Source organism: Pseudoalteromonas mucoides (genome assembly GCF_049257175.1).
Lineage (GTDB): Bacteria > Pseudomonadota > Gammaproteobacteria > Enterobacterales > Alteromonadaceae > Pseudoalteromonas.
The window spans coordinates 131,532-143,551 of sequence record NZ_JBMMUC010000015.1 but is presented as its reverse complement, the minus strand read 5'-3'; the positions used below and the strand labels follow the sequence as shown (position 1 = coordinate 143,551).

Genomic DNA, 12,020 nt, shown 5'->3' with positions numbered 1-12,020 from the left:
AGACCCATGGAAACTCTAGCCTTATTTTTAGGCTAAGCTCACTTCATTTTCATAAATACTTAAAAGCTGATCGACTATTTTTAATTTATTAATAAGAGAGTGATGCCGCTCTTCTAAAAGATCATAAGCTGGCTTCATTAACTCTTTTAGATTGTGACTACCTCCACATAATTTAGAATGAACTCTCATAGCTGAGCTGGATTCTGATATTTCAAAAGCGTTATTATCTCGCAGGGCTTCGAGTTCTTTAATCAATAAAAGTTTATAGTGATTAGCTACCTGCGAATTATCAATATACAACTGAATTTCATCTGTTTTTTTATAAATTTTAGTCTGTTCATTCTCAAATGTGGACTCAAGCAAATCAACATCAACTAACTTTTCAAGATACTCTGATACTCTCTTTTGTATGTCTGTGAGTTCGCAGTGCTCCATTTTAGTTAGACAGCATAAAGCAATACTTACCTCCCTCACTGTAAAACTATCGATGTATTCCATCGAAATGACAGTATCGATTAATAATTCTATTTCTAATTTCACACCAATCTCACATATGTATTATATTGCATTTTTAATGCACTATAATACATATGGCACTTGCATTCAATATGGGATCATAACGTTTTATGATCCGGATACTATGAATGCAGTCAGTTATAAAACTCATTGGTAAAAATATAAAAATAGCACGTGTCACTAAAGGTTGGAGCCAAGCTGAATTAGCCCATCATTTACATGTAGAGCAGAGCTATATTAGTAGAATTGAATCTGGATCTATAGCAATGTCATGCGAAAGAATATATGAAATAATGTTCTTACTAGGCTGTGATACAGACGATATATTTCCTTCAGCTGACAATGTCAAAATAAACATAAAATCATCTACCAGTAAGTAAAATATTTATTGGTACTAATTTAGACAATATCTGACAATTCACTTGAGAAATTAGAAAAGGATCAGAATGAATAGTTTATTATAATAATGAACTCTTTAAGGAAAAGTTTGGATTAAGAAAAATCTAGCTCAAAATTACCAGCAGATTACTTAATGGCTTTAGTGCTAGAGGAGCCGTTTCTAAGATTAGGTACTCGCTTATTAGCAAGGTGATCTTAAAGCTCAGCGAGCATGGTCAGGAACCATCTTTACCATTAACCTTTTTATCTGATTGAAATGCTTTAACTGCTTCTTCGAAGTTGAATTGATTTGTCATGTGTGTCATTCCTGTTTTATCGGTTTACTGAAATGACACAGATTTTTGAACACTACACAGATACCAGCCACTATTTAATATTAGGGTTTATTGTCGGTTCATAGTGTGTACATTCTTCAACACTACGCTTTTGACTATGATCCATTAAACAAGAAAACTTCCAATGCTCTTCGTCTGTGCTGATTTTATAATTACTGTATTTACCGTGTTTACATTCTAGACACACTTTCCCGCACTCTTGTTTCGCTAGCGTTGAAGATACAGGCTTTTTTTGTTTCTCGCTTATACTGATTGCTAAGTTGTTCAAAGACTCGTAAAGTGCTTTGAACTCTTGTTCGTAGTCGTCTTGAAGTCGCTCGAGCGATAGCATTAATTGTTGCTCTAATTTCGTCATTTTTTTCTAACTCCTGCATTAGTTTTAATTTAATATTTGCTCTATGTTTATCACGCTTAGAATCGATTGAAATACCATCCCAGCCAAGAAAAAAGCTGTTAAGCTCATTATTAACAATACTATTTTTAGTTTTTTGTATTGCATCAAATGATGATGATTTAAATCTCGCATAGCGCAACTCGTTTCTTTTTCGCTTCTTTTTACTTCCACGTAAATAAACTTGTTCAGCTTGTTGAACTCTTTCCTTATTGCTAGCTGAGTACGCTTTACTTGCAGCTTCGATCTTTTCTCGAAGTCCTCTGACATTTTTAAAATCTCGCTCATACAAAGCTCCTTTTAACTTTATATTTTTTCCACCTTGTGGGTTTTTAATTGATATTGATACTTCAGTTTCATTGGTTATCTCAAAACCAGTTTCACTTAGTGCCTGAATAACATCCTGACGATTTTCTATTAAACCGCTAATAGCCATAGCTATTAGACCATCAGTAATATTTTCTAAAACTTTAATTTTTTCTCTTGGTAAATCCCTTGGAAGCATCACAGCTCTTTTTCTGTGTGGCTCGTTAGGATCAGAAAAACCATATGTATTGTTCTCGAGCGTCTGAAGAGCGTTCAACATCTTCCATTCGCCTCTATGGTAATATGGCTGATAGTGCTTACCTGATCGTAACTCAACATTAGGTATCAAAAAATTAAGCTCTAACCTATCTTTATCTTGATGCTGAATCCAAGTTATATCGTATTGATCTCTATCCAAACCAGCAAAAATAGTAAGTTCAAACTGATCCATTAATTTTTCTTTCTTGTAACTTGATATATCTTTTTCTGAAAAGGAAAGGCATCCACTTGTATAATTCCTTGTGAAATTTAGCCCGTTTATATTTTCGACCGTTAACTCTAAATCCCCCTTTATAACTTGAGCATTTTCTCTATTTCTATCTTTACCCATCAAATAGTCAGCAGGCCCATGACCGCTTCCTTTGCCCCGGTTAAAAAAAATAATTATCATTATTTAGCGCTCCAACTCACCCGTATTCTCTTTAAATTTTCATCAATAGATGAAAGAATGCATATAATTTTAATAGAGTCACAGGCTTTCAGTTTAGAGCTATTAACTTTACGAGCTACTTGGTTAACGTTGTTTCCGATACCAGATATCAATCTGTGCAAAGCAGGATCGACAGTCGGATAAACATTTTTAGATGGTATATCTAAATTTAAAGAAACTGTTCTCATATAATCAGCCAGCATCGAAAAACCTGCATTATCTTTAAGCTTATTTAACGCTAAAAACTCACTATCATTTACTCTAATTTTTATAGATTTAGTCCGTTTTTTATCACTCATTATTTCACCTCATTTAGATTATTCAGACCCTAGAAACACAAAGAATTTATAAGTTACAGCAAGAAGTCCATTAACTAACTTAATCTAACTAATGTAATCAGAGACCCCGATGCGCATACTCGCTAAATTTGAATTGAGATTAAGATCGAACCGAAAGTTACACAAATAGAAGATAAGAGAAATGTGATAAACATCTCATTAATAATAAAGAAGAGTTGTAGGTGGTTATTAAAAACCTGACCTTATATAAAAAAGACACCTCATTCAGATAGAGGTGCCTTTAGGCTGATTAAACTTTATTTCTATAAAGTTTAATCAGCAAATTGGCGCACAAGGCTATTTAGCGTTTCTTTTGCATCACCAAATATCATCCGGCAATTTGGCTTAAAGAATAATGGGTTATCAACACCCGCAAAACCCGTCGCCATGCCACGCTTAAGTACAAACACATTCTTCGCTAAGTCGGCATTAATAACCGGCATACCATAAATTGGGCTCCCCACCATTTCCCTTGCCGCTGGATTCACCACGTCATTTGCACCAATCACTATCGCCACATCAAACCCTTCTATCCGTGGGTTGATTTCATCCATTTCAAATAATTGTTCGTATGACACATCCGCCTCTGCAAGCAGTACATTCATGTGGCCCGGCATACGCCCTGCCACAGGGTGGATCGCATACGCCACTTCAGCACCATTGGTTTCCAATAACGCTTGCAGCTCTTTCATCGTATGTTGAGCTTGCGCAACGGCCATACCGTAACCCGGGATTACCAATACCGATTGCGCCGCTTCTAACACATAAAAGGCATCATCTGGACTCAGTGGCTTTATCTCACCCTCTATTTTCATTTCACTCGTGTGCACTTTTTGAAAGCCTGACGTCAGTACATTTACTAAGGAGCGGTTCATCGCTTTACACATGATGTTCGTTAAAATGATCCCGCTGGCTCCCACTAACGCACCGGCCACTATCAATAGGTTGTTCTCTAACGCAAAGCCTGCTGCACACGCTGCTAACCCTGAGTAGCTATTTAATAATGAAATTACCACCGGCATATCTGCACCACCTATCGGCAGTACTAACATCACCCCCATTAATAGCGCCAAACCAATAGCCACATAGTGCCAAGTCGTTATCGCAGGCTCTGTCACCAATAAATAACCCGATGCCGCTATCGCTAGAATAAGCACTACATTCGCAATCGCTTGTCCTTTAAAGACAATCGGGCGGCCCACTATCCGTTCACTTAACTTTGCCCACGCAACCACACTGCCCGAGAACGTGACGGCACCGATAAGCAGCGCTAAAAAGCTCACAATCAGAACAAATACACTCGCTGATGCATCATTCACAATGGCCGCATATGCCACCGCTAAACTCGCTAAACCACCCACACCATTAAACAATGAGACAAGCTCTGGCATTGACGTCATTTCAACTTTCTTCGCCGCAAACACCCCCACCGCAGAGCCAAGTACTATCGCGCCTAAAATAAACTCAAACGAAATAATTTGCTTATCTAACAACGTAACCACTACCGCAATTAACATCGCAAGCCCTGATAGCAGGTTACCTTTTCGTGCAGTAGAAGGGTGGCTTAATAGCTTTAAACCAAAAATAAACAGTAAGGCACACAGCACATAGACTGCATTGATAAGTACTAAATAATCCATCATCTCTCTCCTAGCGCTTTTTAAACATCGCAAGCATGCGGTCAGTCACTAGGTAACCCCCCACTACATTCACTGTTGCCAACATCACGGCCGCAGCACCCAACCATGTCGCTAGTTCATCTGACTCACCACCGGCTAAACTCAATGCCCCAATCACGGTAATACCCGATATCGCATTCGCACCTGACATGAGCGGCGTATGTAACGTCGCTGGCACCTTACGAATAAGCTCAAACCCTACAAATATCGCGAGCATTAATATGAATAAAAGATAAATATCGGTCATGATGCCTGCTCCACTGGTTGTTCCTGTTGTTGCGCTCGTAGTTCACTGATTGTTTGATTTGTTATATCGCCTTGATGCGTAATCACCGCACTCTTTTGAATGTCATCCTCAAGGTCAATCGCAAACTGCTTACTGCCTTTTTGCCAAAACTCACTCACGAGATTAAATAGGTTATTGGCGTACATTTGTGAGGCATTAAGAGCCACTTCATTTGACCAGTTACCTGACCCAATGACTGTGACTCCATCAATCACAGTAGACTCACCCGCCACTGAGCCTGCAACATTACCACCACTCTGTGCAGCCATGTCCACAATCACTGACCCCGCTTTCATCAACTTAATAGTCTCGTGATTGATAAGCACAGGCGGTTTACGACCAAACAGTTGTGCTGTCGTGATAACAATGTCTGATTGTGCAATACACTGCGCTTGCGCCGCCTGCTGTTTTGCCATTTGCTCTGGAGTAAGTGCTTGTGCATACCCTTGTGCTGTTTGCCCTGTATCCCCTAAATCAATGTCTAGGAATTTGGCGCCTAACGAGCGCACTTGCTCTGCGACCACCGCTCGTGTATCAAATGCCGTCACTGCCGCACCTAAACGCTTTGCAGTCGCAATCGCTTGTAGCCCAGCAACACCCGCACCAATAACAAACACTTTAGCGGGCTTAATTGTTCCCGCAGCCGTCATCATCATAGGTAAAATACTTGGCAACGCTGCGACTGCTTTTGTCACCATTACATACCCTGCCAAGCTAGCTTGCGAGCTCAGTGCATCCATTTTTTGGCAACGTGTGCTCCGCGGGATCATCTCGACGCTAAAGCTGGTGACTAAGTTGAGACAAAGTGAATCCACATAATCATGACTGTTAAACGGGTCTAAAAAGCTGATAACCGTTTTACCTTTCGCATGAGGTATATCCTCCACTGGCAATTTATCAACCGATAAAATTACGTCTGCTTGCGCTAAAATCTCTGCGCGGTTTTTAAGCACTGTAGCGCCTGCATTAACGTACTCTTCATCTGTGATGAAAATACCGTCACCAAGCCCTGATTCAATAATGACTTCAGCCCCTAACAATACATACGCTTTGACATTCGCAGGCAATAGCCCACACCGCCGCTCTCGGCTAGCAGCCTCTTTTAAACACACTATTTTGGCCATAAATTTTCCTCATTCCTAAATTTAAGGTGCAACAATTCCTCCAACACATCGTGTCGGATAGAAGTTTAATACCCACTCTGTGGGCAACGTAGGGTGACCTCAAACAGGCAAGGCTAGATGATGACTTGCTTAAACTGTTTAAGGATATAACGTACTGGCGAACGCCAGTACGTGGTTGGCGAACGCTTAGTTAAGATGCATCATCGAACTAACGTAGTGCACTCACCTCAATGTGGTCCATATCATCGAACTCTTGGTTTTCACCACCCATCGCCCAAATGAACGTATAGTTAGATGTGCCCACACCGCTGTGTATTGACCAGCTCGGTGACGCTATCGCCACTTCACTTTCAATCGGTAATGTACGCACTTCCGTTGGCTCACCCATTAAATGAAATACTTTTTCATCTTTCGGTAAGTCGAAGTACATATACACTTCGGTACGTCTAAAGTGGGTGTGTGGTGGCTTCGTGTTCCACACACTGCCTTTTTTAAGCTCTGTAATACCCATCACTAATTGACAGCTATCCACAATACCTGGGCGAATCGATTGGAAAATCGTACGCTCATTTGATGTCTCTTGTGATCCAAGCTCAATGAACTTCGCTTCACTTTTTGGTACGTGCACAGTCTTTGTTACACGGTGTGCTGGGTACGATGCCAAATAAAATTTCGCTGGGTTCGCTGCATCCTTTGATGAAAACACCACCTCTTGGCTTTCTTTCGCAATATACAAGCTGTCGCGATTATTCATTGGGTATTCAGTACCATCAACGGTGATAAGCCCTTCACCACCAATATTTATCACACCCGCTTCACGGCGTTGACAAAAATAATCCGCTGCTAACTCTTTATGGGTTGGCAAGACGATTGGTTCACCCGCGGGTGTAATGCCGCCAATCACAGCACGGTCAACGTCGGTATACGTTAAATTAATTTTACCGGCTTCGAATAATGGTGCGGTTACAAAGGCATCACGTAGTTCATCATTACGCATTGTCTTGTAGCTTCTAATATCCGCTGAGAACATAAAGTCCATAATTGCCCCTTTGTATAATTGGTTTATACATTTAAAAATTTGAAATAATAATGGCTTAGCGAGCCATCCATCCGCCATCAACTAACATGACATGGCCATTTACATAATTTGCTGCATTACTTGATAAAAAGACTGTCGCACCGGCTAGATCTTCAGGTTTACCCCAAACGCCACTTGGAATACGAGCCGTGATACTTTCATGACGCTCTTTATCTTGACGTAGGTTGTAAGTGTTATCCGTTTCGAAGTAACCTGGTGCGATTGCATTTACCTGAATATTGCTCGATGCCCATTCATTTGCTAATGCTTTTGTTAACTGCGCTACACCACCTTTACTAGCAGCATAGGCTGGTACTGTAATACCACCTGAAAAGCTCAGTAGTGAAGCAATATTGATGATTTTACCTGAGCCTTGTTTAAGCATGTGTTTACCCGCTTCACGGCAAAATTTAAACACGCCATTTAGGTTTGTATTGATAACTTCGTTCCAGTCATCATCTGAAAACTCATGCGCTGGTGAGCGCTTAATTGTACCGGCATTATTGACTAAAATATCTATCTGCCCGAACTCACTGATAGTATCTGCAACTGCTTGTTTGATTTGGTCGCCATCGCCTTGATCGCAACCAAGCGCCAAACATGTCACACCTTTTTCTTTCAATAAAGAGATAGTGCTTTCAACATTCTCAACCTTTGAGCCAACGGCTACAACTGTTGCGCCAGCTTCACCCAGTGCTATTGCCATCGCTTGACCTAAACCACGGCTAGCGCCGGTTACAACTGCAACTTTATTCTCTAAACCAAACTGTTGCTGTAAATATGTGTTCATTACTAAATTCCTATTTAACGGTTTAAATTAAAGACCTTCTTAGATTAAACCTAAAAGTTGAGGTAAAAATTCACTAATCGAAGGGAAGATTGTGACTAAAATAAGTGCAACTACCATTGCCACGTATAATGGCAATATAGGTTTAACTATTTGACTAATTGACACCTTACCAATGCTACAGCCAACAAATAGCACGCTACCTACCGGCGGTGTACACAGCCCGATTGATAAATTTAAGATCATCATGATGCCGAAGTGTAATGGTGATATACCCAAACTTTCTGCAACAGGTAGAAATATTGGTGTAAATATCAATACTGCAGGTGTCATGTCCATAAAGGTGCCTATCAATAGCAATGTAATATTAATTATTAATAGGATAACTAACGGATTTTCTGATAATGCTAATAGTGTTTGGCTAATTGTCTGCGGAATTAACTCATAAGACATTAACCAAGACATTGCAGATGATGCGCCAATTAACAACATCACAATAGCCGTTGTATTAACAGCTTTAAGTAAAATTGGATAAAGGTCTTTGTAGCTCAGCTCTTTATAAAACACTAAAGACACAACCAATGAATAGAGTACAGCTATAGCCCCAGCTTCCGTCGGTGTAAAGAACCCACCAATGATGCCCCCGATGATCAAAACAATCAAAAATAAGCTTGGAATAGCTCCAAATAATGAAGGCCAAAACGGTCCTATTGATTCTTTTGACAACGGCTGAATATTTTTACGTTTAACATATATCGCAGCGCCAGCAATCAGCAAGAGTGTCACTAATAGTCCTGGCAAATAACCTGCAATGAACAATGCAGCGATCGAAACCCCGCCACTAGCAAGTGAATAAATAATCAAAATATTACTTGGAGGAATTAACATACCAGTTGTCGCTGCGGTAACGGTTACAGCCGTGCTAAAAGGTTTGTCATACCCCTCTTTTTTCATTGCAGGGATCATGAAACCGCCAATCGCTGACGTCGCAGCCACAGCAGAGCCTGATATAGAACCAAAAAGTGCGCATGAGATCACATTTACAAATGCTAGGCCTCCTGGAAGGCGCCCGACCAATACTTTGGCAAACTCAATCAATCGTAATGCTATACCGCCCTGTCCCATGATATAACCAGATAGAATGAAGTACGGAATAGCAAGTAACGCAAAACTATCAATACCAGCCGTTAGCCTCTGGGCTATTGTCGTCAGAGCCGGTAATGTGTCAATTGTCGCCAACATAGTCACTAATGTGGCAAATATGATAGCCAATGCTATTGGTAAATTAATTAGCAGTAACAGTGCGAAAACACCAAACAAAATTATACTGATCATATGATGTCCTCCTGCTCGAATGAATAACTTGAAGCATTGAAAAAGAAATAGGTGCTATAGAGTAAAAATAGCAATCCGCTAAGGGGTAATACGATATACACGCCGGCCATTGGTATATTTAACACCGCCGAGTGCTGACCTAAAGTCCAAGTTAGGTGTACTAGATTAAAACCACCGATTATCAGTACAGTGATCGCAAATATAGCCACGAGTAAGCAACATAACTGAAAAACAACTTTTGCTTTTGCTGTCGATAAGTTCCTCACAATCAAATCAAAGCCTAAGTGGCTATGCTCTCTATAGGCATAAGCGCCTCCAAGCAAACTGATCCAAATAAGCAAAAAGCGAGCAATTTCTTCAGTAAATGAGCTTGGCTGTGGTAGTACAAACCGTGTTAAAACTTGCCAAGTAACATCAACTACTAACAAAGCCATCATGATGGCTAATAAAACCCGTAAAGAACGGTCAATCGTGTGTAAGACATGTTCAAATTGTTTCACTTTGACTCTCCTAAAGCTTTTATATCTTCAACGAGAGGCTCTAGCAACGTACCTTCTAACGATTCATAAATAGGACTTACACTCTCTTGAAACGGCTTTTTGTCTGCAATAATCACTTCAACACCTGCTTCTTTGACTTTTTGTAAAGACATTGCAGTCGATTCAGCCCAAAGTATTTTTTGATACTCTGTTGCTTCACTCATCGCTTGACTTAACCATTGTTGTTCTTGTGGCTTAAGGTTGTTCCATACCTTTGTACCAATAACTATTACATCAGGAATTGAAGTATGCTCATCTAACAAATAATACTTACTCACCTCATAGTGCTTTGAGAAATAAAAGCTAGGAGGGTTATTTTCAGCACCTCCGACAATCCCTTGTTGGAGAGCTGTATATAACTCACCCCAACTGACAGTAGTTGCAGCTCCACCCATAGTGTTAACCATACTTACAGCTGTTTTACTGCTCATAACTCTTATTTTTAGCCCCTGAAGATCTTCAGGCTTCTCTACTTTACGCTTAGTAGAATAAAAACTACGACTGCCTGCATCAAAGTATCCAAGACCTTTTATTAGAAATGGAGTGCCTGCATCAAGTAATTCTTGCCCTATGTTGCTGTCTAATGTTCTCCAATAATGCGCATGGTCATTAAATAAATATGGAAGACCAAAAACTTTCATTTGCGGAACAAATGCTTCAAGGGAGCTAGCAGACACTTTTGTCATCCCCATACTACCAATCTGCAGAAGCTCCAGTACTTCGCGCTCAGTACCCACTTGTGCAGACGGATAGATAACTAGTTCCATCGTTCCTCCTGACAGCTCCTTCAACACTTCATTCATATGAACAAGTGATTTATGGACAGGGTGTTTTGTATCTAAATGATGCGCCAGACGAATCGATGTGTGTCTTTCATCTTTGTTATTACATGCTGACAGCATTAAACAAGACAATGCCACTATGAAAGACTTAAAAACGAGTTTATTAAGCATCATAAGCCTCCGCTTGTCAGTGCTATTTCTTTATCGATAATAGCGCCTTTATGCATAATTACTGTGCTTGCGCATCGCTGACCTGCACTAATACAGTCATCTACCGACTTACCTTGTAACTTGGCGGCTAAATAGGCGCCATTGAAAGAATCGCCTGCAGCAGTTGTATCTACTGGTGATAGGATAGATTTTAGAGGGTGAAAAAAACGTTGATTATCTTTAAATAAGTGGCAGCCATGATGGCCATTTTTAACCACTACCTCATTAACTCCGGCTTCCGCCCAACGATCAATGCACTCATCGACTGAATGCTGTCCGTATAAGGACTTTTCATCATCAAAACTAATCAAAGCGATATCTGTTAACGACATCATTTTACTAAATACATCTATGGCAGTATCCACACTCATCCAATTACGAGGTCGGTAATTGTTATCAAACACAACTAAACCACCTTTTTTACGGTATTGTGTTAAACAATTGAATAAAGCAATCAAATCATCTTGAGGAAAAAGAGATAAAGTAATACCACTGAGGAAAATTACTTCATATTCTTGCAGTTCTTCTAATACTTCAGGGAAATCAGTCAACATTGAGCGTACAGGGGAATTTTGACGCCAATAATTAAAATAGCGCTCACCAGCATCATCGTTATTTATAATGTATAAGCCCGGCAACTGCCCCTTTTTAATTTTTACGTGCTCAACATTTACACCTTCATTTTGCCACGCTTCAAGCATACCTTTACTGTAAAGGTCATCTCCTAAAACAGTAAAGTAATCAGCTTGCCCATCACATCGACATAAGTAGACAGCAGTATTTAAAGTATCACCGCCGAAACCTAGTTTAAATTGCTCTTCTGCCTGTTGACTTAATTCAACCATGCATTCACCTAATACTGCGACTTTCACTATTACATCCTTAGATTCAATTAACATAAGCGGCTTTAAATAAAATCATGCTGGCTAATGAGCACTTTCATCAAAAGTGTTAAAAATTTACAGAACGATTTTAACTACAGGTTATATGATTGTAAATGACCACTTTGAGCGATTTTGACCGAATAGTTTTGTATTGTCAAATAATCTAGTCATGATGCAGTGGTTTTTCGTTAAAAATTGATTCTTAATTAGCCTAAAACTGTGTTCAAGCACATTGAACAACAATCAAAAATCACCATTTGTCACAAACTGTCTTTTTAAATCAAACTGTGTTATCGTGTGAAGACTATATTAAAATGGCTAA

Annotated in this window: 13 protein-coding genes; 1 reads left to right on the top strand and 12 read right to left on the bottom strand. The window is 39.8% G+C overall.

From position 1 onward, the window contains the following. Positions 1-27: 27 nt before the first annotated feature. Positions 28-540, bottom strand: coding sequence for a hypothetical protein (locus tag AAEU30_RS16510; protein WP_421961445.1), 513 nt, complete (start codon positions 538-540; stop codon positions 28-30). Between the two features lie 104 nt (positions 541-644). On the opposite strand from AAEU30_RS16510, the gene AAEU30_RS16505 reads away from it, so the two are divergent. Next, positions 645-896 (top strand): helix-turn-helix domain-containing protein, encoded by a 252-nt coding sequence (locus tag AAEU30_RS16505; RefSeq protein ID WP_421961444.1) that lies wholly within the window; start codon positions 645-647, stop codon positions 894-896. Positions 897-1,281: 385 nt separating this feature from the next. On the opposite strand, the gene AAEU30_RS16500 is transcribed toward AAEU30_RS16505, so the two are convergent. The 11 genes from AAEU30_RS16500 to AAEU30_RS16445 all read right to left on the bottom strand — a co-directional run bounded on the left by AAEU30_RS16500 (position 1,282) and on the right by AAEU30_RS16445 (position 11,686). Then, positions 1,282-1,581 carry a hypothetical protein gene (locus AAEU30_RS16500; RefSeq protein WP_421961443.1) on the bottom strand — a complete coding sequence of 100 codons (300 nt, stop codon included), beginning with the start codon at positions 1,579-1,581 and terminating at the stop codon, positions 1,282-1,284. A 1,035-nt stretch (positions 1,582-2,616) separates the two neighbouring features. Beyond that, a complete protein-coding gene (locus tag AAEU30_RS16490) occupies positions 2,617-2,955 on the bottom strand; it encodes a plasmid mobilization protein (protein ID WP_421961442.1) in 339 nt (112 codons plus the stop codon). 311 nt (positions 2,956-3,266) lie between these two features. Further along, positions 3,267-4,637, bottom strand: a complete 1,371-nt coding sequence (locus tag AAEU30_RS16485; RefSeq protein ID WP_421961441.1) for an NAD(P)(+) transhydrogenase (Re/Si-specific) subunit beta — start codon at positions 4,635-4,637, stop codon at positions 3,267-3,269. Positions 4,638-4,644: 7 nt separating this feature from the next. Continuing rightward, a complete protein-coding gene (locus AAEU30_RS16480; protein WP_421961440.1) occupies positions 4,645-4,920 on the bottom strand; it encodes an NAD(P) transhydrogenase subunit alpha part 2 in 276 nt (91 codons plus the stop codon). After that, the gene (locus AAEU30_RS16475) at positions 4,917-6,083 is read right to left on the bottom strand and encodes an NAD(P) transhydrogenase subunit alpha (RefSeq protein WP_421961439.1); all 1,167 of its coding nucleotides are present in this window, start codon (positions 6,081-6,083) and stop codon (positions 4,917-4,919) included. The genes AAEU30_RS16480 and AAEU30_RS16475 overlap by 4 nt, the downstream gene beginning before the upstream one ends. Positions 6,084-6,291: 208 nt before the next feature. Continuing rightward, positions 6,292-7,122, bottom strand: a complete 831-nt coding sequence (gene kduI / locus AAEU30_RS16470; protein WP_421961438.1) for a 5-dehydro-4-deoxy-D-glucuronate isomerase — start codon at positions 7,120-7,122, stop codon at positions 6,292-6,294. A gap of 55 nt (positions 7,123-7,177) precedes the next feature. Then, positions 7,178-7,951, bottom strand: coding sequence for a glucose 1-dehydrogenase (locus tag AAEU30_RS16465; protein WP_421961437.1), 774 nt, complete (start codon positions 7,949-7,951; stop codon positions 7,178-7,180). A gap of 39 nt (positions 7,952-7,990) precedes the next feature. Continuing rightward, complete coding sequence (locus AAEU30_RS16460) at positions 7,991-9,283, bottom strand: TRAP transporter large permease (protein ID WP_421961436.1); 1,293 nt, start codon at positions 9,281-9,283, stop codon at positions 7,991-7,993. Next, positions 9,280-9,783: a TRAP transporter small permease gene (locus tag AAEU30_RS16455; RefSeq protein WP_421961435.1), complete on the bottom strand. Its 504-nt coding sequence runs from the start codon at positions 9,781-9,783 to the stop codon at positions 9,280-9,282. Before AAEU30_RS16455 ends, AAEU30_RS16460 begins: the two co-directional genes overlap by 4 nt. After that, positions 9,780-10,775 carry a TRAP transporter substrate-binding protein gene (locus AAEU30_RS16450; protein ID WP_421961460.1) on the bottom strand — a complete coding sequence of 332 codons (996 nt, stop codon included), beginning with the start codon at positions 10,773-10,775 and terminating at the stop codon, positions 9,780-9,782. The genes AAEU30_RS16455 and AAEU30_RS16450 overlap by 4 nt, the downstream gene beginning before the upstream one ends. After that, positions 10,775-11,686: a sugar kinase gene (locus AAEU30_RS16445; RefSeq protein ID WP_421961434.1), complete on the bottom strand. Its 912-nt coding sequence runs from the start codon at positions 11,684-11,686 to the stop codon at positions 10,775-10,777. The genes AAEU30_RS16450 and AAEU30_RS16445 overlap by 1 nt, the downstream gene beginning before the upstream one ends. Positions 11,687-12,020: the final 334 nt, after the last annotated feature.